The sequence below is a fragment of the Haloferula luteola genome, from assembly GCF_014201715.1.
Classification (GTDB): domain Bacteria; phylum Verrucomicrobiota; class Verrucomicrobiia; order Verrucomicrobiales; family Akkermansiaceae; genus Haloferula; species Haloferula luteola.
Genome location: NZ_JACHFD010000008.1, coordinates 1 through 22,304, shown reverse-complemented (window position 1 = coordinate 22,304; position 22,304 = coordinate 1). Strand labels below are relative to the sequence as shown.

Annotated in this window: 24 protein-coding genes; 17 read left to right on the top strand and 7 right to left on the bottom strand. The window is 60.2% G+C overall.

Annotated features, from left to right (window positions below; translation table 11 throughout):
* Positions 1-19 precede the first annotated feature (19 nt).
* Positions 20-454, bottom strand: a complete 435-nt coding sequence (locus tag HNR46_RS09155) for a universal stress protein (protein WP_184018012.1) — start codon at positions 452-454, stop codon at positions 20-22.
* A 77-nt stretch (positions 455-531) separates the two neighbouring features.
* Between HNR46_RS09155 and HNR46_RS09150 the strand changes: the two genes are divergently transcribed.
* From HNR46_RS09150 to HNR46_RS09140, 3 genes are all read left to right on the top strand, one after another.
* The gene (locus HNR46_RS09150; RefSeq protein ID WP_343076029.1) at positions 532-957 is read left to right on the top strand and encodes a VOC family protein; all 426 of its coding nucleotides are present in this window, start codon (positions 532-534) and stop codon (positions 955-957) included.
* A gap of 7 nt (positions 958-964) precedes the next feature.
* Positions 965-1,633: a ribulose-phosphate 3-epimerase gene (rpe, locus tag HNR46_RS09145; RefSeq protein ID WP_184018010.1), complete on the top strand. Its 669-nt coding sequence runs from the start codon at positions 965-967 to the stop codon at positions 1,631-1,633.
* A gap of 66 nt (positions 1,634-1,699) precedes the next feature.
* Complete coding sequence (locus HNR46_RS09140; protein ID WP_184018008.1) at positions 1,700-2,323, top strand: hypothetical protein; 624 nt, start codon at positions 1,700-1,702, stop codon at positions 2,321-2,323.
* Here the strand turns inward: HNR46_RS09140 and HNR46_RS09135 are convergent.
* Positions 2,295-3,566, bottom strand: coding sequence for an anthranilate synthase component I family protein (locus tag HNR46_RS09135; RefSeq protein WP_343076028.1), 1,272 nt, complete (start codon positions 3,564-3,566; stop codon positions 2,295-2,297). The genes HNR46_RS09140 and HNR46_RS09135 overlap by 29 nt on opposite strands.
* A gap of 116 nt (positions 3,567-3,682) precedes the next feature.
* On the opposite strand from HNR46_RS09135, the gene HNR46_RS09130 reads away from it, so the two are divergent.
* From HNR46_RS09130 to HNR46_RS09115, 4 genes are read left to right on the top strand one after another with little or no spacing between them, the layout of a single operon-like run.
* Positions 3,683-4,828: a tetratricopeptide repeat protein gene (locus HNR46_RS09130; protein ID WP_184018005.1), complete on the top strand. Its 1,146-nt coding sequence runs from the start codon at positions 3,683-3,685 to the stop codon at positions 4,826-4,828.
* A gap of 5 nt (positions 4,829-4,833) precedes the next feature.
* On the top strand, positions 4,834-6,297 hold the full coding sequence (locus HNR46_RS09125) for an SUMF1/EgtB/PvdO family nonheme iron enzyme (RefSeq protein ID WP_184018003.1): 1,464 nt from the start codon (positions 4,834-4,836) through the stop codon (positions 6,295-6,297).
* Positions 6,294-6,986, top strand: a complete 693-nt coding sequence (locus HNR46_RS09120) for a hypothetical protein (RefSeq protein ID WP_184018001.1) — start codon at positions 6,294-6,296, stop codon at positions 6,984-6,986. Before HNR46_RS09125 ends, HNR46_RS09120 begins: the two co-directional genes overlap by 4 nt.
* Positions 6,987-7,013: 27 nt before the next feature.
* Complete coding sequence (locus HNR46_RS09115; protein ID WP_184017999.1) at positions 7,014-8,489, top strand: hypothetical protein; 1,476 nt, start codon at positions 7,014-7,016, stop codon at positions 8,487-8,489.
* 109 nt (positions 8,490-8,598) lie between these two features.
* Here HNR46_RS09115 and leuD read toward each other — a convergent pair whose 3' ends face one another.
* From leuD to leuC, 3 genes are read right to left on the bottom strand one after another with little or no spacing between them, the layout of a single operon-like run.
* On the bottom strand, positions 8,599-9,201 hold the full coding sequence (gene leuD / locus HNR46_RS09110; protein ID WP_184017997.1) for a 3-isopropylmalate dehydratase small subunit: 603 nt from the start codon (positions 9,199-9,201) through the stop codon (positions 8,599-8,601).
* Between the two features lie 20 nt (positions 9,202-9,221).
* On the bottom strand, positions 9,222-10,166 hold the full coding sequence (locus HNR46_RS09105; RefSeq protein ID WP_184017995.1) for a TraB/GumN family protein: 945 nt from the start codon (positions 10,164-10,166) through the stop codon (positions 9,222-9,224).
* Between the two features lie 16 nt (positions 10,167-10,182).
* Positions 10,183-11,601, bottom strand: coding sequence for a 3-isopropylmalate dehydratase large subunit (leuC, locus tag HNR46_RS09100; protein WP_184017993.1), 1,419 nt, complete (start codon positions 11,599-11,601; stop codon positions 10,183-10,185).
* A gap of 137 nt (positions 11,602-11,738) precedes the next feature.
* Between leuC and HNR46_RS09095 the strand changes: the two genes are divergently transcribed.
* On the top strand, positions 11,739-12,800 hold the full coding sequence (locus HNR46_RS09095; protein WP_184017991.1) for a 3-deoxy-7-phosphoheptulonate synthase: 1,062 nt from the start codon (positions 11,739-11,741) through the stop codon (positions 12,798-12,800).
* 10 nt (positions 12,801-12,810) lie between these two features.
* Here HNR46_RS09095 and HNR46_RS09090 read toward each other — a convergent pair whose 3' ends face one another.
* Entirely contained in the window at positions 12,811-13,602 is a 792-nt protein-coding gene (locus HNR46_RS09090) for a GumC domain-containing protein (protein ID WP_184017989.1), read from the bottom strand.
* 203 nt (positions 13,603-13,805) lie between these two features.
* Between HNR46_RS09090 and HNR46_RS09085 the strand changes: the two genes are divergently transcribed.
* From HNR46_RS09085 to HNR46_RS09050, 9 genes are all read left to right on the top strand, one after another.
* Positions 13,806-15,020 (top strand): M29 family metallopeptidase, encoded by a 1,215-nt coding sequence (locus tag HNR46_RS09085; RefSeq protein ID WP_184017987.1) that lies wholly within the window; start codon positions 13,806-13,808, stop codon positions 15,018-15,020.
* Between the two features lie 4 nt (positions 15,021-15,024).
* Positions 15,025-15,768 carry a methyltransferase domain-containing protein gene (locus HNR46_RS09080; protein WP_184017985.1) on the top strand — a complete coding sequence of 248 codons (744 nt, stop codon included), beginning with the start codon at positions 15,025-15,027 and terminating at the stop codon, positions 15,766-15,768.
* 144 nt (positions 15,769-15,912) lie between these two features.
* Positions 15,913-16,425 carry a hypothetical protein gene (locus HNR46_RS09075; protein ID WP_184017983.1) on the top strand — a complete coding sequence of 171 codons (513 nt, stop codon included), beginning with the start codon at positions 15,913-15,915 and terminating at the stop codon, positions 16,423-16,425.
* An 86-nt stretch (positions 16,426-16,511) separates the two neighbouring features.
* Positions 16,512-16,652 (top strand): hypothetical protein, encoded by a 141-nt coding sequence (locus HNR46_RS09070; protein WP_184017981.1) that lies wholly within the window; start codon positions 16,512-16,514, stop codon positions 16,650-16,652.
* Between the two features lie 15 nt (positions 16,653-16,667).
* The gene (ccoN, locus tag HNR46_RS09065; RefSeq protein WP_184017979.1) at positions 16,668-19,199 is read left to right on the top strand and encodes a cytochrome-c oxidase, cbb3-type subunit I; all 2,532 of its coding nucleotides are present in this window, start codon (positions 16,668-16,670) and stop codon (positions 19,197-19,199) included.
* Between the two features lie 26 nt (positions 19,200-19,225).
* Positions 19,226-19,399: a hypothetical protein gene (locus tag HNR46_RS09060; protein WP_184017977.1), complete on the top strand. Its 174-nt coding sequence runs from the start codon at positions 19,226-19,228 to the stop codon at positions 19,397-19,399.
* Positions 19,400-19,412: 13 nt separating this feature from the next.
* Entirely contained in the window at positions 19,413-20,051 is a 639-nt protein-coding gene (locus HNR46_RS09055) for a cbb3-type cytochrome c oxidase N-terminal domain-containing protein (protein WP_184017975.1), read from the top strand.
* Between the two features lie 280 nt (positions 20,052-20,331).
* A complete protein-coding gene (locus HNR46_RS21510) occupies positions 20,332-20,532 on the top strand; it encodes a helix-turn-helix domain-containing protein (RefSeq protein ID WP_425491689.1) in 201 nt (66 codons plus the stop codon).
* Positions 20,533-20,600: 68 nt separating this feature from the next.
* Positions 20,601-21,287 (top strand): IS30 family transposase, encoded by a 687-nt coding sequence (locus HNR46_RS09050; protein ID WP_246418011.1) that lies wholly within the window; start codon positions 20,601-20,603, stop codon positions 21,285-21,287.
* Between the two features lie 400 nt (positions 21,288-21,687).
* Here HNR46_RS09050 and HNR46_RS09045 read toward each other — a convergent pair whose 3' ends face one another.
* Positions 21,688-22,044 (bottom strand): hypothetical protein, encoded by a 357-nt coding sequence (locus HNR46_RS09045; protein ID WP_221285092.1) that lies wholly within the window; start codon positions 22,042-22,044, stop codon positions 21,688-21,690.
* Positions 22,045-22,304: the final 260 nt, after the last annotated feature.

Below are 22,304 nucleotides of genomic sequence, written 5' to 3'. Positions count from 1 at the left end.
TTATTTCCAAAACGAAGCGTCAATCCTCCCGCACCGGCACAATCATCGTGGGCACGACCGCCTTCCGAACCATGCCTTCCGCCACGGAGCCCAGCAGCAACGACGCCACCATCCCATGGCCATGGCAGCCCAGCACCACCAACTCGGCGCCGGTTTCCTTCACATGCTCCATCAATGCATGCAGCGGGCTGCCTTCCAGCAACACCGGTTCCGCACCGCATCCCTCCGCCAATTCCAGAAGTCGGGCCTGCGCACGCTTGCGCGCCTCCTCCTGAAACAGATGCATCGCCGGAAACTCATCCGGCGTGAAGCCATAGGCCGTATACGTCGGCTCCGGCTCCACCACATGCACCAAGTGAAGCTTCGCACCAAAGGCCGTTGCCTGCTTGCCCGCTGCCTCGATCACTCCAGGCATCGAGTCCGAAAAGTCCACTGCAGCTACAATCGTTTTCATGACAATCACGACCTAACACAGCCGCTCGAAATATTCCAGTCCTCGTCATCGCGTGCAGCGGCTTTCCCACGGAATGCGTGAATTCTCCGCTGACAGCCCGGACCTCCCGCGCCATGGTCACCCCCGACATGATCCGATTTCTTCACACGCGCATCCGCGTTCAGGACCTCGACCGCTCGATCGACTTCTACTCCAAGCTCGGATACGTCGAAAAAGAGCGCAAGGCCTCCCCTCAAGGCAACCAGCTCGCCTTCCTCGAACTCCCTGGCAATGAGGTCTTTCTCGAGCTCACCTGGTCCGCGGACTACCACACAACCTGCCCGGAAGACCTCATGCACACCTGCGTGGGAGTTCCCGATATCATCGCCTACTGCGACGCCCTCGAAAAAGCCGGCCTTGAAATCTGGCCCTCCGCCTGGCGTGAAAAATTCTCCGCCGGGGAGCGCAAAATGGCCTTCGTAACCGATCCCGACGGCTACGAAATTGAGATCCTCGAATCCTGACATTTTCATGATTCCCGCCACTTGCCGCGACCGGGTCATCGCCCCATCGCTCCTCGCCGCCGATTTCTCCCAGATCGGTGCTGAAGTCACCCGTGCCATCCACTCAGGAGCCGACTGGCTCCACCTCGACATCATGGATGGCCACTTCGTCGACAACATCTCGTTCGGCCCCGCCATGGTCCAAACGGTCCACGAAACCAATGACATCTTCCTCGACACCCACCTCATGGTCAGTCGGCCGGACCATTACCTCGACCGCTTCATCAAAGCCGGAGCCGATCTGATCACCGTGCATGTCGAGGCCGACCACGACATCTCCGAAACCCTTGGACGCATCCGTGCCGCGGGCTGCCAAGCCGGACTCGCCCTCAACCCTGCCACTCCCATCGACCAGGTCCTTCCCTATCTCGACCAGATCGATCTCCTCCTCTGCATGACCGTCGTCCCCGGCTTCGGAGGACAGGCATTCATGCCCGAAGTTCTTCCCAAAATCGAAGCCGCAGCGGCTGCACGTCAATCCCAAGGTCTAGGCTTCCACATCGAAGTCGATGGCGGTATCGTGGCTGAAACCGCAGGCCTCTGCGCCCACGCCGGGGCCAACGTCATGGTGGCGGGTTCCTCCACCTTCCGGGCTCCCGACATGGCCGCCGCCATTGCGGAAATCCGCTCTGCCTGAAAACGCCTCCTGCCTTCCAATGCCCGTTTCGCCGATTCGGCAGCGGTTCTCCATCATCGTCGCTCCATGAAACCCACCGTCTTGCTCGCCAGCGCCGCCGCCCTCACCGCCGTGGCTCTCGTTGCCTTCAAGCTTGCCCCGGATTCCACCCGTGACGGTGCTTCCGATGACGGCCTCACCGCCCGTCAACTCCAGCAGGACCCCACCGACGCCGACGCCTCCTCCCTTTCCAAGAAGGCGGCCCTTCGCCCAAGCAGCGAACCCATGACCGACGATGCCATCGCGGAAATGGAAAAAACCATGACCGGCGAACACCGCGACATGTTTCGCGAGAAACGGGCGGAATTCCAACCCACCCCCGAGTCCGAAGCCCGCCTTCAGCAAATCGTTCAGGCCAACAGAGCATCCGACAAACTTCGCGAACAATTGCGCAGCGCCGTTCTCACCTCCCCTGAGAATTGGGCCGAAACCTACGCCGACCTGATGGGCGAGCACCGCGATCAATTCGCCGCTCAGCCCTCCGGTGGATGGGACAACCCAGGGAATTCCCAAGATTCCACCACCGATCCCGCCGATCTATCCGTCGATCTCGTTCGCGCCGTCGAACTCAAGGAATACTACCATAGCATCGTCGATCCTTCGCTGCCACGCTGGTACATCTTCAAAGATCCGAATCGCGCCCAGCGCTAAACGCCTTCAACGCCAGGCGGATCCCCTCTGCCTTGTGGAGCGTTTCCTCATACTCCTTTTCCGGGTCGGAGTCCGCCACAATGCCCGCACCGGCGTGGAAACGAAGTCGCGACCCCTCGCGCACCATCGTTCGGATCGCAATATTGAAACGGCTCTCCCCATCGAAGCCGAAGCATCCGATCGACCCGCAATAAATCCCCCGCGGCGCCCCCTCCAACTCGCGGATAATCTCCATGGCCCGTTTCTTCGGCGCCCCCGTGATGCTGCCCCCGGGGAAACACTCGGCCACCGCTTCCACCCCGCTCACATCGGACCGCAACCGTCCCCGCACCACCGACACCAAATGGTGGACCTGCGCCAAGGTCTCAAGGCGAAGCATCTCCGCCACCTCCACCGATCCGAACTCGCACACTCGGCCGAGATCATTGCGCAGCAAATCCGTGATCATCACCAACTCCGCGATCTCCTTCGCTGATGTCTGCAGCTCATACGCCGAACGCCGATCCTCCGTCGCATCGGCAAAACGTGGCCGCGTCCCCTTGATCGGCCGCGTCTCCACACCTCTTCCAGAAATCCTCAAAAACGTCTCAGGAGAAGACGACAGCACCTCCTTCCCATCCAACTCCAGCCATCCCGCCATCGGTGCAGGCGACACCGCCCTCAACTCCTCATAAAGCCCGAACAACGAACCCCCACTCACCTCTGCCTCAAACCCCTGCGCCACATTCACCTGATAAATGTCCCCCGCCGCAATCCACTCCAAAACACGCCTCACCGACCCAACAAAGCACTCCCGCGACTCCAACCCCTTCACCGCACCGACCCACGGTCGCTTCGCCTCCGTCACCTCGCCCAACTCATCCGCCAGACCTCCCACATCCATCCAGCCTCCACGCTCCGAATGCACCAGCATCCGTGGGTACACCCCGAACACAAACTCCCCCTCGTAGTCAATCCAGCCACACAGCCCCCCTGCGGGAAATCCCCAATCGCGCGCCGGGCCGCACTTCCCTTTCTCCAACTCCCGTTCCAACCGCGCCCGATCCTCCCGATCAAAAATCGACCCCTTCAGCACCTCCACCGGATCCGCGGCCACCAACGACACCGGCCACCCCTCATCCGCTGGGAAATTCCCCGCTGAATCCAGCCACACCCTGCCCGGCAAATGACCCAACCGGGCCGCCACCTCCAAAGGAGACAGCCCCTCCAAATCCAAACGTCGTCGCAAGTCAGGCGAACTCACAACGCACCCGTAACTTGCGTGACAAATTTGCCCATCTCGAAAATCACGAAATGCCCCCTTCCTCCCCATAACTTGGCGCTTGGATGCCCACCACCCCTCCCGCTACTTTCCCCCCCATGGCAGAAAACGCCCTCCATGCCCGCTCAGGCCTCTTCTTCCAACTCACCTGCTGGGTCCTCGGCCTCATTGCCTTCACCCAACTCCTCATCGGAGGCGTCGCCCTTGCCCTGCGCGTCGAAGCCGCTCGCGAAGTCCGCATCGAAGAAAAAATCGTCACAAAAATCGTCAACATCGCTCCCAAACCCAGCCCCCTTCCTCCCGCCAAACCCCTCGTCGCTCTGCCGCCCGCACCCGACCCCATCTCCCCCACCCGGGAACTCCCGAGTCCACGCCCCCTCTCCGCACCGCCCATCGCCGACCCCGTTATCGAACGCCTCGTCAACGAAGCCCGCACCGCTCGCGTCGCCGATGATCTCGGCAGCTCCTACCTCAAACTTGAGGAAGCCGTGGGACGCGATCCTGACGAACCCAGCGCCCTCTACGAACTCGGCCTCGTTTACGAAGCTCTCGCAGCCGCCGATCCCGACCAGATCCCCAAAGCTGCAGAAGCCTTCCAGAAAGTCTTCAATCTCGGCACCAAAGCAGGCGCGCTCTACCCCCTCGCCGCCAAAAAACTCGAGGAAGGCATCGCCCTTCCCCAGAACATGCGCGGCAAACTCTCCATCGGCCGCGTCCTCACCTTTCCCGACAACACCTACCCCGATGGGGAACGCGTCATCCTCACCATTCCCGTCTCCGCAGCCCCCGGGTCCGAACCCACTGGCGACGAATTCTTCATCAAAGTCACCTTCTTCGATAAAGACACTCAGGGAACCCTCCTTCCCAAAGGATACCAATCTCAAGACTCCTACGAGTGGGTCAGCGGGGACCTCGATTGGCTAGGCGGCCAGGAAACCCTCCGCGTCACCTACACCATCCCCACCCCCAGCGCCTCCGACATCCAGCTCTTTGGCCGCCGCAAATACTACGGCCAGGTCGTCGAACTCTTCTACAAAAACGAAGTCGTCGACGCCCAAGCCACCCCCCGGCACCTCGCCACCGAACTCAACCGACAACAAGGAGTCCAGGAAACCGAAGACCCCCTCCTTTTCAACCCGGATGGATTGCCCGACTTCGATCCCAATCTTCCCCTCTTGCCCCCCCTCGACGGCGAAATACCCGTGGATCCCATGGGTGAATTGCCTCCTTTCGACGAACGCTGAGTCCCATGGAAAACCGCCAGTTGGGCGACTACCGCCTGCTTCAATCCCTCGCCTCGGACGCCTCTCAAACCACTTGGCTCGCCGAGCAGACCTCCGTCAGCCGCAAGACCCTCATCGTCGAACTACACGACCTTTCCCTTCGCCTCGCCTTTCTCGAACAAGTCCGCGCCAAGGCCGCCGTCGACCATCCCCTCATCGCCTCGGTTTTCGAAGCCGTTAGCGACGATACCCAGTGCTTCGCCGCCCTCGAATTCCTCACCGGGGCCTCCCTGGCCGAGCACCTGCGCGATCGCATCAAGCTGCCCCCCGTTCGCCTTGCCCATGCCCTCCGCCGCACGGCCGAGGCCATGCAACAACTCTCCCGTACGGCCACGGAACCCCTCACCCCGGCCGCCATCCACATCGATGGCATCGGCAGTGTCCGGCTCGAGAACCTCGCCTGCGCCGGCCTGCCCGCCGCGGACCGGGAAATGACCGACATCCTCCACCTCGGGGAGGCTCTCCCTACCATCGTCCCCGAAAATCAACCTGGAGCAGGCCGACTCCTCACCCTCCTCGCTTGGATGCGGGGAGAGGGACTCTCCCAGCCCCTCGATTGGTCCCAGGTCCAAAACTACGCCATCGAGATCGAAAACCAACTTCTCGCCTCCCCCTCCGTCGTTGCCCCTCCTGTCCGTTCCCGCACCCATGCGACTCCCTGGCTGATCGGCATCGCTCTCGCCGCCCTACTGGGACTTGGAGGCCTCGCTCTTTCCCGCCGCCAACCCACCACCGCCCGCTCTCCACAAACTCCCAGCGAACCTCCGGTTCCGGGACCCGTGGCGGTGCCCGCCGGCGACTACCTCACGCCCGATGGCGACCCGGTCTCTCTCCCAGCCTACCGCCTCGGAGCCTGCGAAGTCACCATCGGCGAATACCTCGAATTCCTCGACGTTCTCGAAGCTTTGCCGCCCGCAGATCGACAAGTTTTCGATCCCAAAGACCAACCTTCCCACAAACGCGACCACCTCCCCAAAGATTGGGAGGCGATGCTCGCCGCCGCCCGCGGCCACGGATTCTGGGAAGGCCGCTCGATGTCCCTGAACTGCCCCGTCGTCAACGTCGATGGATGGGACGCCGCCGCCTACGCCCGCTGGGCTGGAGGCCGTCTCCCTAGCCAGCAGGAGTGGTTTGCTGCGGTCGAGTCCCCTTCCACCCTGCTGCCCGCACCTTGGGGGCCCGTCACCGATCCCCAGCCTCGCGACCTCACCCCCAATGGTCTCCACGGCATGGCGGGTTCCGTGCGAGAGTGGACCCGCGAACCTGGCATCAATCCCGCCAATCCAGCAGCACCAGCCCAGCCCATCATCATCGGGGCCTCCTTCCTGCGACCCTCCTCCGGGGCCTGGACCCGCCAATGGGTGGCCGACCTGGACCTCCACGCCGACGACCTCGGCTTCCGCATCGTCCTTTCCGCCGACACGCCATGAGCCAACTTCTCGAACTCAAGTGTACCAACTGCGGATCCACCCTTGATCCGACCGACATCTCTCCGCAGATCGCCGCGGCCCGCTGCCCCCACTGCCATTCCCTATTTGCCCTGCCGAACGCGGTCACTCAACCGATCCCCCGTGGACAGGTGGAACTCCCGGCGCGCATGTCCCTCTCTGAAGAAAATGGCCAGCTCGTCATTCGCCGCTCCTGGTTCCATCCCACCGTCTGGATCCTCGTCGCCTTTGCGACCTTCTGGAATGGCTTTCTCATCGTCTGGCACTCCATTGCCCTCTCCCATGGCATGTGGTTCATGTCCGCATTTGGCCTCATCCACACAGCGGCAGGCCTCGCCATGATCTACGCGATCCTCGCCACCTTCCTGAACACCACCACCCTTCGTGCAGGACGCGGCGTGCTCGAAGTCACACAAGGCCCCATCCCGTGGCGCGGCAACCAGCGACTCGATACGGGCAGCCTCACCCAGATCTTCTGCCGCCAAAAAATTCACCATGGCAAAAACGGCTCCTCCACCAGCTACGAAGTCGAGGCCATCTTCCACGGCAACCAACGCCGCACCCTCCTCAAAGGCATCAAGCAGGCCGATCAGGCCCTCTTCATCGAACAGCAGATCGAAAAATTCCTGCGCATCGTCGATCAACGCGTCGAAGGTGACTTCATCGGCTAGCCGCTCATTGCCTCTCCCACTCCCTTCATGGCCCCGAAAAGCCCGACCCGATCGCTCCCGCAGAAAGCACTCCGAGGAGCGGTTGCCTTCGCCGTTGCTCTCCTCTTGCTGCTCCTTCTGACACGGATCCTTTTCCGCGGAACCTCGACACAGCGCCAACTCAGCCCAGAGGGTCGACTCCTTTTCACCGCCGAGCGCACCCACAACCTGCTTGAGGACAGAGCCGTTCTCGCCCGCAAAAAGCCGCCCCTCACCTGGACCTGCTCCTACTGGTTCACCCAGCGCTACGAAGACCTCATGTCGTGGAACGCCAACCCATGGCACCGCCCGCGCCGGACTTTCGGCTCCCTCGCAACGACATCTGGAGCCCCACTCGACCCAGCGCGCGCCGCCGAAATCCAACAAACGACCCAAGCTTGGTTCCAACAGGTTCTCGCTCGCTATCCCGAATTCGAGATCAAGTTTCGAAACGTTTCGCCGGAAAACAATGGGTTCCTCCAATGGCTCGAACTCCAGGAGCGTCGGGCCGCTGCAAGCTCCTCAGGAGTCGCCGAATGGAACCTCCCGAAATGGGCCAGCGACCACCTCGACCACCAGGAACCCTTGGACCGTGAAGTCGCTCGTTTGTGGCTCACGGAAAACGCCCCCTTGATCCAGGAAATCCGCTCGATCGGACTGCTGCCCGATCAATCGTGTGCAGGCATCGACCGGAACCGCTGGTTCATCATTGAAGCCCGCTTCGCTCGCTCCGCCTGCCAAGCTCTGCTTTTGGACGCAAGACTCGCCGCCGAAGAGGGCCGCTCCGCAGATGCCCTGCGTTCAGCACAAGCCGCCCGAGGCATCTCTCACCATCTTGCAAACATCGAATCCCCTACCCTGCTCAATGAAACGATCGCCATCCTCTTGAATCAGGGACGCGAGCGCTACATCCTTGAGCAAATCTTCCCGGCGCTCCCTCCAGGAGAAAAAGACCCCCGTCGATGGGAGGCCCTCACCTTCATTCCGCCTGCACCTCCTTCTCGCTTTGCTCAGCTGATGCGCTCCGAATGGAATCTGAGCACTCAACAGTTTCTCCTGCCCATGTTGGCCCATCAAGACGATCCCTTTTACCCCCCGGATCCAGCCGATCTTCTCGACTCACACGCCCTCACCACCCTCCAGATCATGGAGAATTTCCGTTCTGATCACATGAACGACTGGGCCAGTGCACCGCCGAGCGGTTGGCCACCTCCCGACTTCTCCCACCTCTCCGCGACAAGCAACCAGATAGCCTCCCTATTTTTCCTCGGGATCGAAACTTGGAGAAAAGGGATGGCCCGTGCTCAATCCGCTGCCGCACTCCATCAAGCGGCCTGGGCCCTCCTCCGTGGCGAACCGCTACCGAACGACCCCATCTTCGATCAGCCCTATCGCTGGGACCCGGAAACTCGCGAATTGCAGGCTCCTGATACTGATGAATTCCGCGAGATGAATCTCCTGCCCGTGACCGTTCCTACTCCCTGACCTCTGAGCCGGGAGTCGCAGATTCACGATCGAACCTGCAATCCTCGGATTCCACCGCAGGGAACAGCTCTCGCGGCCCAGAGTCCATCTTGGCCGCGAGGAAGAGAGATCACACGTAGTGAAGCTTCTCGGCCGTCGCCTCAATCTGCGGGGTGTGATCGATCAACTCCTGAATCGGGTCCCAGCGACCTGAAACCAACGCATCGCGCGCCGACTCAGGGATCGCCAAATCGAACTCGTGTCCGACGCCGGAACGCACTTTCTTGGCTTCCAAATCAATCGTGATCTCCGTCGCAGGATCCGCCTCCACGGCAGCACGCAGCTCAGCAATCGCGTCGTGGGAAAGAGTCACGCAGGGCATGCCCAATGTGGTCGAATTCCCGAAGAAAATCTCCGCAAAACTCTCGGCGATCACCGCCGTGAAACCGTATTTCCTAAGCGACTGCGGTGCGTGTTCCCGCGACGACCCGCAACCGAAGTTCACGCCGGCAAGCAAGACCGTTGCTTTGGCGAAACGCTCATCATTCAGCGGGTGTTGAGTCTTCTCGCCGGTGGTCGGGTCAAAGCGCACGTCATAGAACGCGAACTCGCCGAGACCATCGAACGTCACGCACTTCATGAACCGCGCCGGGATGATGCGGTCGGTGTCGATGTCCGCACCGGGGACGAACACGCCGCGACCGGTGACTTGAGTGATTTTGTCGAGTGCCATGGATCAGTCGGTTAGAAGAATCATTCGGTGACGCGGGTGATCTTGTAGCCCTTCTCAGTGAGAAACCCGCGGACATGGTGGTTGCCAAGATAATGGGCAGTGCCCACGGCAAAAAAGTGGCTTCGATTCGGCTCCGCAGCGAGGAACTCAGCCATCTTCCCGGCCATCGCCTCATTGCGGTCATCCAGCAGACGCTTCATCAGCTTCTTGCCCAATTCAGCATGCTCGCCCTCGAGCATTTCATCGTAGTAGCGGTTCATCCACTGCTGCAGCTTCTCGTCGTCGCCAGCCACGTAGGCGGCAATCAGCCCGTCGTTGGGATTCTCCCCTTTGTCGCGGGATTCCTTCATCTGCTTCAGCGTCTCCGCCAACATGTCGACCTGCTCCTGCTCGCTCAGGTCGTCAAAAATTCGGAATTGATCTTCGGGTTTCTCAAGCGCCCGGGTCAGCTTGCCCGCTTCTTCCGCGCGGTTCCACAGAATCATATCCAAAGGCGCCTGCCCTTCGAGCTGCAACTCCAAGAGAGGCAACGTGATCGCCACCGCCCAGGTTTTGAAACTCTGCAACACGACCGAATTGAGGGCCGGTTGAATCGCGGCCAACTCCGCATCAAGCTGATCGGAAAGCTCATCCCCCAACGAATCCGTGAGGGTCTTTCCGTCTTGGCGAATGAAGTGTTGGGCCAAACCGACCTGCACCGACGGATCCATGTCGAGCTCGGCATACACCACATCGGCCCCATCCAATGCCTCGGCCGCCGTCGGATTGAGAGTTCCGACCGGCCCCTTGCCGAGGTGGATCGTCCCGAAGAGCCACGATGGCTTTTCAAGCTTTCCTCCCTCCACCTTCCAAAGCATCGGATGCACCGGATGATCCGGCTCATCGACAGCCCCCGACACCAGGGCCATGCAGCCCCAGACCAGCGCGGTCCACGCACCCAAGCTTCGGCGGAAGATCGATTTCATCGTCGCAAGAGCAATCTCAGGCAGCCGCGGTGGCAATCTCAAACACCTCGCGGGCATCGGCCACCGCGCCGTTCACGGCCGCTGCAGCCACCATTACGGGCGACATCAGAATCGTCCGGCCCGTCGGCGAACCTTGGCGACCCTTGAAATTCCGATTCGAGGAAGAAGCGCAGATCTGATCTCCCACCAGCTTGTCCGGATTCATCGCCAAGCACATCGAGCAACCTGCCCCTCGCCACTCGAATCCGGCCTCTTCGAACACCTTGTCGATGCCTTCTTGTTCACACTGGATCGCCACAATTTGCGAACCGGGCACGGCAATCGCCTGCACCCCCTCCGCCACCTTGCGACCCTTGAGGAACTTCGCCGCTTCGCGGAAATCCGAAAGACGGCCATTCGTACAGGAACCAATGAAGGCCACATCGATCTTCACGCCCTTAATCGGCGTTCCCGCCGGCAATTTCATGTAAGCCAGAGCTTCCTCAATCGTCGCCTTCTCATCCGCCGTCGTGGCCGAGGATGGATCCGGAATGCTTTCCGATACGGCGATCCCGTGATCAGGGGAAATCCCCCAAGTCACCGTAGGCTCGATCTCCGCGGCATCGATCACCACCACATCGTCATAGTGAGCATCCGCGTCGGAAGCAAACGACAACCAGCGCGCCACCGTCGCCTCCCAGTTGCTCATATCAACGTAAGGCCGGCCCTTCAAATACTCGCAGGTCTTCTCGTCCGGATTCACATAGCCACAACGTGCGCCTCCTTCGATCGCCATGTTGCAGACCGTCATCCGCTCTTCCATGGTCATTCGGTCAAAGACCTCACCCGCATACTCATACGCGAACCCGATGCCACCTTTGGCACCCAACTTGCGAATGATGTGCAGCGTCACATCCTTCGCATACACCCCCGGCCGCAACTCGCCATTCACCTCAATGCGACGCACCTTCAATGGCTCCATCGCCATCGTCTGTGTCGCCAAAACATCCCGCACCTGAGTGGTCCCGATGCCGAAGGCGATCGCCCCAAAAGCTCCATGCGTCGCCGTGTGAGAATCACCGCAGGCAATCGTGGTACCCGGCTGGGTGATGCCCTGCTCCGGACCCACCACGTGGACGATCCCTTGCTTCCCGGAAGCGAGGTCGAAATAGGTGACACCGAAATCGTCCGCATTCTGGCGCAGCGCCTGCATCATCTCCGCCGCCAACGGATCCGCCGGGGCGTCCTGATTGATCGTCGGCACAATGTGGTCGATCGTCGCGAAGGTCCGTTGCGGATATTTCACCGTCAGGCCGAGGTCGCGAAGCATGCCAAAGGCCTGCGGCGAGGTGACTTCGTGGATGAGGTGGGTGCCAATGAACAGCTGCGTGCGGCCGTCAGCCAGCGTGCCCACTTGGTGGGCCTCCCAGACTTTCTCGTAGAGACTTTTGCCCATGATTGCGTCGCCCGGTGTCGCCGGGGGGCGGGGAAGGTGCTTGAACCACCGCGCTTTGTCAAAGCGGGATCTGTGTCAGGACCGGGCGCACGCATTTGGCGCTTCCGACCGGCCCTGCCTCGCCCGTAGCTTCGGGCATGAGCTCGCGCGTCACGGACCTTCACATCGCCCGCAACCTCCCGCTTCCTGCGCCCACCGCGCTTCTCGCAGAAATCCCGCGCAGCGAGAGCCAAGCGGACTTTGTCGCCGCCTCCCGCCAAACCATTGGCTCCATCCTTTTTGGCAGCGACCCTCGGCTCCTCGTCATCGTGGGCCCCTGCTCCATCCATGACACCGTCGCCGGCTACGAATACGCCCAGCGACTCGCCGCCCTGGCCGAACGCCTCAAGGACCAACTCTTCCTCGTGATGCGGGTGTACTTCGAAAAACCGCGCACCACCGTCGGCTGGAAGGGCCTCATCATGGACCCCGCCCTCGATGGCTCCGACAACATTCCCGAAGGCCTGCGGCGTGCTCGCACCTTCCTCCGCCAAGTCATCGATCTCGGCCTACCCACGGCAACCGAACTGCTCGACCCCATCACGCCGCAATACATTGCCGATCTGATCTGTTGGTCAGCCATCGGAGCCCGCACCACCGAAAGTCAGACCCATCGCCAGATGGCCTCCGGGCTCTCCATGCCGGTTGGCTTCAAAAATGGCACCTCAGGCGACCTCGTCGCCGCCATCAATGCCGTCAAAGCCTCCGGTCGGCCCCAAACATTCCTCGGCGTTTCCGAAGATGGTGTCGCCTCGGCCGTCACCACCACGGGCAATCCGGATTGCCACGTGATCCTCCGCGGCGGCGAAAACGGCCCCAACTACGACGCCGCCTCCGTCGCCATCGCCCGCGCGTCGCTCGATGCCGCCAAGCTCCCGCCCGCCATCATGATCGATGCCTCGCACGCAAACTGCGGCAAGGACGACGCCGAAATGCCCTCAGTCTTCCAGGAAATCGTCCGCCAACGCGCTGCCGGGGACACCTCCATCATAGGTGCCATGCTCGAGAGCAACTTGGTCGCCGGAAACCAAGCCTTTCCCCAACCCCTCGAACGCCTCGTCCGCGGTCAATCCATCACCGACAAATGCATCGATTGGGAAACCACCGAAAGGCTCCTCACGGAAGCCGCTCAACATCTCGAATCGACTCTGCGACGGTAAGATCCCTGCTTCAATCTCGCCGCCGGCGACGCCACCTTTCCAACACCCCCCCCATCACCCCTCCGGCCAGCACGCCCACCCCGGTTCCCATCAGGAGATCCTTTCGAGCATCAGGCTTCGGGAAGGTGAGAGGCGCAATCACCTTCCCCTCATCTCCCTCTCCTGAGAGCTCGGGGGCCTCCATCGACTTTCCCTGCATCTCCCGGGAATAGAGAGACTCCGGATCCCCTTCAGGATTCAAAATGTTCTCCTCGCTCGCCAGACTCGCCTCCCAGTCGCTCTGGTCAGCATCCCGAGATCCTTTGGACTCCTCAAGCAAAGCCTTCATCGCTTTCCGCTTCTCCTCCACGATCGCCTCTTGCGCCGCAATCGCCTCCCGCAAGGCCTTCAAGCGCTCATCCGATTTCGCCGTCTCGATGATGACCTTTCGCCGACGATACGCGTCGGAAAGCGCATTCGCATACATCGAACAATCCCTCGCCGAAGCATCGCGGACCCAAATCTGAATCATTTGGGCCCCCGGCATCGCCTCCACCCTCACCTTTCCCGCCAGCAACCCCATCGCCCGCTCACGAGCCACGGACCAACGAGACATCAGTCCCAACTGATCGACCACCTCTCCGAGCACCGCCTCCGAAAAAACCAATGACCGCTCACTCTCCTCCAGCTCCTTGGGAGTGCCCGATGGGCTCCGCATCGCAAGCGTCGCGTGCGATTCATAAATCCACTCCGTAAGCATCATCTTCACCACCCAGAACCCAGACAATCCCCCAAGCACCAGAGCCATCAAAGCCACTTTCATCCCCACCATTCAGAACTCACGACTTTGCAGTGCAAAGCCCATTTTCTGGCAAATCAACCCACCCTGAATCCACACTCCTCCCTGGTTCCCATGAATTTCGACGGGACCCGAGAAAAGCCCTTCCCCTGAACGACCCATGACATGGCAAGAAATGCGCGAAACTCCTCTTGCGCCCCCCTCCACCGCCCCTAGGGTGACCCCTCATGAGCCCTGCCAGTCCAGCCCTCCCGGATTACCTCGCTGAGGAAATCCTGCTTCACCCCGAGAACCGCCAGTTTCCTCCCTTCGACCTCGTCAGTTTGTTGGGAACGGTGTTCGAACCCACCCAAGGCTGCCGGGTCTGCATCCTCACCGATTTCGAGGACCCTGCCCCCCTGATCAAAAACTTCACCTTCCTCACCAAAGAAGGTTTCCCCGTCCAAAAGAAAGCCCACGAAGCCTTCTATCAGGCGCTTCATGGCGGCGCCATGGAAGCTCTCGGGATGAACGGAGGCGAGATGTTTGCCTACCGCACGACTCATGGCTCCAATCTCGACCTCCAAGATGAGGTCTGGGACACGCAGGGCCAACGCCTCTCTCTCGATGCCGATATCTACCCCCACTACGATATCATCCTTTGCATCTCCACCTGGTCCGCCACCGCGCCACTGACCGCAAAATGCAAAGAATTCGGCTTCCGGGGCGCCACCCTTCACGGTCTCAACGACATCATCCTCTCCTCCGGACTCGCCGTCGACTACCACGAGGTCTCCGCTGACGCCGAACGCATTCGCCTCGCCATGACCCGCGCGGATGACATTGAGATCGACTTCGAACTCGAAGACGGCCGCGTCCTCACCGCTTGGCTCGGATTGGCCCAGCAAGAAGCCCAGAAATCCCATGGACTCTGCAACGGCACCGCTCCCGATGTCGCCAACCTTCCCGCCGGTGAAGTCTACTTCGTACCAACCGACGCAAATGGCCACTTTCCAATGAAATATGAAGACGGCACTCTCGGTGTTCTCACCGTCAAAGATCGCTGCATCATTCAGTCCGAACTCATTGCTGGAAATCCCGCCACGATCGAGGCCCACAACGCCCGCTTGGCCGATGACCCGATGACAGGAACCCTCGGCGAGCTGGGCTTCGGCACCCAGGTTCTCCCTGTCTCCGGCGCAGATATTCAGGATGAAAAAGTCCTCGGAACCTGTCACCTCGCCACCGGCCGCGACGACCATCTCGGCGGCGACATCGTCCCCGATATGTTCAAAAAGCACGAGAACTCCACCCACGACGACATCCTCTTCGCCCCTCACAAGACGCCCAACTTCAACGTCAAAGAAGTCCGCATGAACCGGGGCGGAACCCAGGAAGTCATCATCGAGAACTTCCGCCCGTCCCGCTACATCATTGACGCCCTCGCTGGCGGTCGCGATTGATCGCATGGAGAACCCCTACGAATCGGAGAAGCTCCTCTCCGAATATCTTCTCTTCCACTACGGAAGCCCTGAAGAAATCCTCCCTCCCTCCGCCCCAGCGGGAATGAGGGAAGCGCTGGACTTTCCCACACGCACCTGCTCCCGGTTTTCCCCCGGGGGCATGCGTGGCCTGGACCTTGGCTGCGCAGTCGGCCGTTCCACCTACGAAATGTCGAGGACTTGCGAGCACGTCCTCGGCATCGACTACTCCCACGCCTTCATCCGGGCTGCAGAAACCCTCAGGACATCTCCCGTCCCCTATCGACGGCACGACGAAGCCCACCGGTCCACCCCACTCGAGGCTCAGCTACCCGACGGAGTTCATCCTCAAAAAGTCCAATTCCGCCAAGGTGACGCCATGAATCTGCCCGCAGATTTGGGCACCTTCGATCGACTGCATGCGGCCAACCTCCTTTGCCGACTGCCAAACCCGGAGCACCTCCTCCAGCGTCTTCCCAGCCTCATGAACCCGGGTGGCGAATTGATCTTGGCGACTCCCTGCACATGGCTGGGAGAATTCACCCCCATGGCCCATTGGCCAAAGGGCCCCACCCTCGATTGGCTCCGGGATCACCTCACGGCCGATTTCCACCTCGTTGACGTCTCCGAGGAACCTTTCCTCATCCGCGAAACCTCCCGCAAATTCCAGTGGACCTCCTCCCAGGTCACCCTCTGGCGGCGACACGAAACTGACCAGCCCCTTTCGTAGGGCGGTTCCCTTAGGCAGGGCGGCCGAAGAGAGGAAGCCCCATCCGGCCGCAAACCGCCAAAATCCGCGCACACTTGGACATGCCACGCGGAGCGCGATTTCCTTCCGGGAATCAGGATCTGGCCAATCTCGATCCCCGCGCCCATGCCCATTTCCACACTCACGGACTTCCACCACTGGCTCCTTGCAGAGGAAACCGCAGGAGCTCCCTTCATCCTCTTGGATACCGGCGATGTTGCTCGTCCCGCCTGCGCAGCCGCCATCGCCCGCCACCTGAACGAATTCGATGAATCCTCAGGTGGCAATTGGGTCTCCCTCGGTTCCGAGGTGATTGAAACCATTGCGGCCGATCCAGCGCAGCGCCGTTTGCTGGGCCTGGTGGATTCCGCTCCCTCCGGTCCAACGCCCCATATCGACCCGATCACCTCAGTGCTGGTCGCCCTCGCCCATCGGGGAAGAATCGTCATCAATCACCCCTCCGCCACCGACCTCTTGGCGGAAATCCCCCACGGATTCCGGGCAGCTCTCGGGCTCCCAGGCGATGGCGGGGAACATTTCCACATCATTCTGGATCCCAACGGATTCCCTCAACGCTGCCTCGCGCCTCTCGTCGCCGACAGCTTCCTCGAGTGGCTGCACCACCAGCAAGCCGCCTAAGGAACGCTTTCGAAGCAGAATTCGCACATCCTCGCGCAATCCACGCGGGGACCGGATCGCTCACACCCGTTCGAATCGTTCCGACCATGAACGTCATCGCCTTGACCATCTTCGTCAGTAGCTGCCTCGCCGGCATCTTCGTCGTCTGCTTCATCGGCGAATCCCGGCGCTCGAAATCGTCGTCGCCCGAGCGCGACAGCCTCCTCCCCTTCAATGACGAAAAATAAACCGCTCTCCCAACCATGAGCACCCCAGCCAGCAGAACCACTACCATCACCTACGACGATCAGTCGGTCCGGCAGTTCATGTTCTTCTCAATCCTATGGGGATTGGTCGGCATGCTCGTCGGCGTTATCTGCGCCACCCAGCTATCCTGGTGGCAAATGAATGGCAAATTCTTGGAACAACTCACCTTCGGCGCCATCCAAGCCGAAGGCATCTCGTTCCTAACCTTCGGCCGCCTCCGCCCCCTCCACACCAACGCCGTCATCTTTGCGTTCGTGGGCAACATGATGTTCGCCGGCGTCTACTACTCCACCCAGCGGCTCTGCAAAGCCCGCATGGCGTCGGACCTCCTCTCCAAAATCCACGTCTGGGGCTGGCAACTCATCATCGTCGCCGCCGCAGTAACCCTCCCCATGGGCCTCACCCGCGGGAAAGAATACGCCGAGCTGATTTGGCCCATCAATATCGCCGTCGCCCTCATCTGGGTGATCTTCGCCATCAACTTCTTCTGGACCCTGGCCAAACGCAACGAACCCAGCCTCTACGTCGCACTCTGGTTCTACATCGCGACCATCGTCACGGTGGCGATGCTTTACATCGTCAATCACCTCTCCCTGCCCACCTCGCTCACTCACTCCTACCCCATCTTTGGGGGCCTGCAGGACGCCCTCGTCCAGTGGTGGTATGGGCACAACGCCGTCGCCTTCTTCCTCACGACCCCCATTTTGGGGATCATGTACTACTTTTTGCCGAAGGCCGCCAATCGTCCGGTCTACTCCTACCGGCTTTCCATCATCCACTTTTGGTCCCTCGTCTTCATCTACATCTGGGCCGGTCCTCACCACCTCCTTAATACCTCCCTGCCTCGCTGGTTGCAGATGCTCGGCATGCTCTTTTCGCTCATGCTTTGGGCACCCTCATGGGGCGGCATGCTCAATGGCCTGCTGACTCTCCGCGGCGCTTGGAATAAACTTCGCACAGATCCCGTCATCAAATTCTTCGCCGCCGGGATCACCTTTTACGGCATGGCCACCTTCGAAGGCCCCCTGCTTTCAATCCGTGCCGTCAACCAACTCTCCCACTACACCGACTGGACCATCGGTCACGTCCATGCCGGAGCTCTCGGCTGGAATGGCCTGATGGCCGCCGGGATGTTCTACTGGCTCGCCCCGCGCCTCTGGAAAACCAAACTCTGGTCCACCGCCTTGGCCAACCTTCACTTCTGGGTCGGACTCGTCGGCATCCTCCTCTACGTCGCCGCCATGTGGACGGCCGGCATCATGCAAGGCCTCATGCTCGGTGAAGTCGCCGAAGGTGGAACCACTCTGAAATACGAGTTCGTCGAAACCCTCAAAGCCATCCAGATCGAATACATCCTGCGCTCCTTCGGGGGCAGCCTCTTCCTCCTCGGGTTTGTCTTCTGCGCCATCAATATCTGGAAGACCGCCCGTTCCGGCCAAGCCCACAACGACACTGTCGAGGTCGCCATTCCCGAAGAAAAGATGGACGATATGGCCATCAAGGGAGCGATCTTCAACGATCCTCTCTCCTACATCGTTCTCGGCTTGGTTTGCCTTTGCCTTTGGATCTTCCTCCCGCCTCACGGGGACAAAGTCGCGCTCATCCTCACCGTCCTGATCTCCATCAAAGCCATCGCGGCATTCCGCAAAGACACCCGGAGCTGGATCAACTGGCACGAACGACTGCTCTACAACTACCTTCCATTCACTCTCCTGGTTGCCTTTGCCGTCGTCATCGGCGGTGGCGTTCAAATCGTCCCCTCCCTGATCGTCAATCGGGAGAAAAACGTCGAAGGCCGCCTCCAGGAACTCTACACGCCACTCGAACTCGCCGGGCGTGACCTCTATGTCTCTGAAGGATGTTACAACTGCCACTCGCAGATGATTCGCACCCTCCTCCCGGACGTCATGCGCTACTCCCGCGCCGGCAAAACGGATGACTACTCCCACCTCGGAGAATCGCTCTTCGATCACCCCTTCCAATGGGGATCCAAGCGCACCGGACCCGACCTCGCCCGAGAAGGTGGAGACATCGTTCAAGGCGCCAAATACATGCGCTCGGGAAAACGCGACAACGTTTGGCACTACAACCACTTCATGAATCCTCGCCAAACCTCGGAGGGCTCGAACATGCCGAACTATACCTGGTTGTTTGAGAAGAAAACCGACTTCAAGGCTCTGCCCAACAAGATCGCCGTCCAAACCCGCATTGGGGTCCCCTACCCCCCAATGAACCAACACGAAATCAATGACAACGCCCGGGTTCAGGCCGCCGAAATCGCCCAGAGCCTCGCCGCCGCCAAAGTGCTGCCGCCCGCCGGCGCTCAAAACCTCAGCGGAGATGCCCTAGCCAACTATCTGGCAGATCGTCAGGTCGTCGCCCTCATCGCCTACGTCCAAAAACTCGGAACCTACCGCATCGTCGAAAAAGAAGACGGCCCCGGCCCCGTGCCCTTGGATCCCGATTCCTACCGCAACGCCCGGAACCCGGCCCCCCAAACCCAGAAGCCCGATACGGCTGCCAACTGAAACCATCTCCCCAACTCCAAGACCCCATGTTCAAGAGAGTCATCTACGAGGAATGGTCCAACATCATTCCCATGATCGCCTTCGGCATCATGTTCACCGTCTTCCTGGTCACCACCATCCGCGCCATCCGGCTTCGCCCCGTTGAACGAGAGCGGCTCTCCACCCTCCCCCTCGACGAGGAAACCGGCCACGAATCCTAATTTCTCCACGACCATGTCTGACCCAACCGAAAGCCAGCAACCCAAACGCGGAGAGTTCGCCCAAGCAAAAGGCGAAGTCATCCTTCGTGAACACGAATACGACGGCATTCAGGAGTTCGACCAGAAACTTCCCAACTGGTGGTTGTTTACCTTCTACTTTGCGATCGCCTGGTTCGTCATCTATTGGGTGCTCTACTACCACACCGGGACCTACCGAACCGACCAGCAGAAGATCACTTCCCACCTGGTGCAAATTGAAGAACAGAAATCCGAGGCCCTCGCCGCAACCCTCTCCCAACTCGATGATCAAACCTTGATCAACGAATGGGCCACCAATCCTGAGAAAACCGCTGCCGGGGAAGCCATCTTCAGCACCAACTGCGTCGCCTGCCATGCCGCTGACTTGAGTGCGACCATGAGCGTGGGTGAACAAAAGATCCCCCTCCCAGGACTGCCTCTCAACGATGGACAATGGAAATATGGCGCCAAGCCACTCGAAGTCTTCAACCTCATCAACGACGGAACCCCCGCCGACTCAGCAGGGCACAACGGAGCGCGCATGCAGGCATGGGGACAAATCCTAACTCCTGAGCAAATTGCCGAAGTCACGGCCTTCATCATCTCCAAAAACCCCAAGGACTTCGGACTCTAAATTCACGAACACTCAAACGAGCTTCACCTTCTCCCCATCCCGCTCAAACCCGGGGCGGCTTCCCAGCGAAGCCGCCCCTCTTCTTTGCCACTCCATCAGATCTCCTGACATGAAGAAGGAGAAACCCATCCTCCAAAAAAGAGGATCGTACCCAAGGCCAGCCACGGTGGGAACCATCCATCGTTCCCCACCAACACCAAAAGCCACTACTTGGATTCATCAAGTAAGTGCAACACCCGCTCTGCGTCTTGGGAAGGGCATTGGGGCGGGTGCTGCACCTATGAAAAATCACCAGCAACTCAGCAACGACGAACGCTACCCGATCGGGGCGATGAGACGAGTGAAATTCAGCCTTCGTGCGATTGCCCGCGAGCTTGGACGGAGTCCCAGCACGATCTCCCGGGAGATTCGGCGCAACGCCTATCCGACCGATGGCCGATACAAGCCCCTGCACGCATGCCAGATGGCCCGAGGCCGCTAGGGCACGTGCTTCAGCGGATACGTGTGTGGGAGATCGTCAGGAGCCTCCTCCGGAGGAAGCTCAGCCCGATGCTCGGGGGGCTGAAACGGTTCCGGATCGTCTCCATCAGCCATGAGACGATCTACCAGCACGTCTGGGACGACCGCCGTTACGGTGGCGATCTGCACACGAATCTGCGTCAGGCTTCGAAGAAGCGGCGCAAACGGTACGCCAATATGACAGTCGCGGAAGGCTTGCAGGTAAGCGGCCGATCGCGACTCGGCCGGATCGGCGCGGAGAACCGCTCCCGCCTCGGGCACTGGGAAATGGATACAGTGCTGGGCAGCAGCAAGGCCAGCATCCTGACGCTTGTGGAACGCAAGACCGGGAATCTTCAAATCGCCAAGCTGACGGCGCGCACCAAAGAAGAAGTCTTCAAGGCAATGATGCTGCTGACGCACCGCCATCGCCGACGTTACTTGACGATCACTGCAGACAATGGGTGCGAATTTCATGGCGATCGAGAAATCGAAGAGAAGCTCTCGATGCGCTTCTACTTCGCCCCGCCGCACCACTCGTGGGAGCGTGGAACCAACGAGAACACCGCCGGTCTGATCCGGCAGTATCTTCCCAAGGCCACGAGCATGGAGAAGCTCACCCAGGAACAATGCGACTGGATCGCCACCGAACTGAACGAACGTCCGCGCGAGCGCTATAACTTCCTCACACCAAACGAACTGTTCCTATCAACCGCTAGTGTTGCACTTCACTCTTGAAGCCGCGCTTTGGTTTTTTGGGCTTTGAGGGTGTCGAGGCGAAGCTCAGACCAGCCAACGCCATCGCAAGAAACACCAGCGCGAAGCCTCCAGCGAGTACCGAAATCGGACTACCCCTGAGGGAAGACAAAATCGAAAGCTGTACATGGGTATCGGACTCACTGTAGACAAAGTATCGCGGCGACCAAAATGAAATCGCATACAGGCAGGACAATGCACATAACGCGAGATTCGCCAAGATGCTCCTCCGATCTGCAAGAAGACGCCTCATCTTGAATCTAAAGCCAACGAGCTACGAACTCGCCAGTCAATTCTTGCCGAACGTTGAAGGTGTGTCGGCCCGGGCAACTGAGACGGCCAGCTCGATTTACGGTTCAAACACTACCAGCCAACCGCTCACTCAACAAGGCCGCTGTCGAGAGTCGGCACCACCGACTTGTTCGACGGTTTGGTTTTCGGTGGCGGTGGTTGGGTAAGTCGGAACCGAGCAGTCGATCGAGGTGGGCCGAATGATGATCTGAGCAATGCGAAGAATTCGGGCGGATCCGTAGCCCCAAAGGAAGCAATTAGGGATCATCAGCGCGAAGTACCAGATGCAACTGCTGATCGGAGAAATCCCCATAGAGGTGACTGCTCCACTCAAAATCGCCAGCGGGAATGACAGAGCAATCATCACACACCAGCTCGCCCCAGCGATGCCCTCTGGCCCAACAATCATCCCGAAGATTGAAATGGCCCAAAGAGCGGCTACAGCCATCGTCAACCTTCCTCCAAGAGTTGGCTTCATTATTGTCGGGGGTTTCTGTCGAACGTCGAAGCAATGTCACTGCCTGCCGACAGCGCGCTCCGACTTCGGGGTTGAGGTTTGAGAATTCATTGGGCTTTCGACTCGGCGCGGGCAGGCAGTTGATCATCCGCGCCTTGTTGAAACTGTCGAAAAACCCCTCCCTGTTCCAGCCCGATTTCCGCCCGCTGGCCCGCCCGCTGCTTCCTCGGGACGCGAGCCATGGCACGCTT

Excerpts from the sequence above, each read along its gene's own strand:
- HNR46_RS09155 (WP_184018012.1), bottom strand. The coding sequence starts at position 454 with ATGAAAACGATTGTAGCTGCAGTGGACTTTTCGGACTCGATGCCTGGA.
- rpe (WP_184018010.1), top strand. The coding sequence starts at position 965 with ATGATTCCCGCCACTTGCCGCGACCGGGTCATCGCCCCATCGCTCCTC.
- HNR46_RS09140 (WP_184018008.1), top strand. The coding sequence starts at position 1,700 with ATGAAACCCACCGTCTTGCTCGCCAGCGCCGCCGCCCTCACCGCCGTG.
- HNR46_RS09130 (WP_184018005.1), top strand. The coding sequence starts at position 3,683 with ATGGCAGAAAACGCCCTCCATGCCCGCTCAGGCCTCTTCTTCCAACTC.
- HNR46_RS09125 (WP_184018003.1), top strand. The coding sequence starts at position 4,834 with ATGGAAAACCGCCAGTTGGGCGACTACCGCCTGCTTCAATCCCTCGCC.
- HNR46_RS09120 (WP_184018001.1), top strand. The coding sequence starts at position 6,294 with ATGAGCCAACTTCTCGAACTCAAGTGTACCAACTGCGGATCCACCCTT.
- HNR46_RS09115 (WP_184017999.1), top strand. The coding sequence starts at position 7,014 with ATGGCCCCGAAAAGCCCGACCCGATCGCTCCCGCAGAAAGCACTCCGA.
- leuD (WP_184017997.1), bottom strand. The coding sequence starts at position 9,201 with ATGGCACTCGACAAAATCACTCAAGTCACCGGTCGCGGCGTGTTCGTC.
- HNR46_RS09105 (WP_184017995.1), bottom strand. The coding sequence starts at position 10,166 with ATGAAATCGATCTTCCGCCGAAGCTTGGGTGCGTGGACCGCGCTGGTC.
- leuC (WP_184017993.1), bottom strand. The coding sequence starts at position 11,601 with ATGGGCAAAAGTCTCTACGAGAAAGTCTGGGAGGCCCACCAAGTGGGC.
- HNR46_RS09095 (WP_184017991.1), top strand. The coding sequence starts at position 11,739 with ATGAGCTCGCGCGTCACGGACCTTCACATCGCCCGCAACCTCCCGCTT.
- HNR46_RS09090 (WP_184017989.1), bottom strand. The coding sequence starts at position 13,602 with ATGAAAGTGGCTTTGATGGCTCTGGTGCTTGGGGGATTGTCTGGGTTC.
- HNR46_RS09085 (WP_184017987.1), top strand. The coding sequence starts at position 13,806 with ATGAGCCCTGCCAGTCCAGCCCTCCCGGATTACCTCGCTGAGGAAATC.
- HNR46_RS09080 (WP_184017985.1), top strand. The coding sequence starts at position 15,025 with ATGGAGAACCCCTACGAATCGGAGAAGCTCCTCTCCGAATATCTTCTC.
- HNR46_RS09075 (WP_184017983.1), top strand. The coding sequence starts at position 15,913 with ATGCCCATTTCCACACTCACGGACTTCCACCACTGGCTCCTTGCAGAG.
- HNR46_RS09070 (WP_184017981.1), top strand. The coding sequence starts at position 16,512 with ATGAACGTCATCGCCTTGACCATCTTCGTCAGTAGCTGCCTCGCCGGC.
- ccoN (WP_184017979.1), top strand. The coding sequence starts at position 16,668 with ATGAGCACCCCAGCCAGCAGAACCACTACCATCACCTACGACGATCAG.
- HNR46_RS09060 (WP_184017977.1), top strand. The coding sequence starts at position 19,226 with ATGTTCAAGAGAGTCATCTACGAGGAATGGTCCAACATCATTCCCATG.
- HNR46_RS09055 (WP_184017975.1), top strand. The coding sequence starts at position 19,413 with ATGTCTGACCCAACCGAAAGCCAGCAACCCAAACGCGGAGAGTTCGCC.
- HNR46_RS21510 (WP_425491689.1), top strand. The coding sequence starts at position 20,332 with ATGAAAAATCACCAGCAACTCAGCAACGACGAACGCTACCCGATCGGG.
- HNR46_RS09050 (WP_246418011.1), top strand. The coding sequence starts at position 20,601 with ATGCTCGGGGGGCTGAAACGGTTCCGGATCGTCTCCATCAGCCATGAG.
- HNR46_RS09045 (WP_221285092.1), bottom strand. The coding sequence starts at position 22,044 with ATGGCTGTAGCCGCTCTTTGGGCCATTTCAATCTTCGGGATGATTGTT.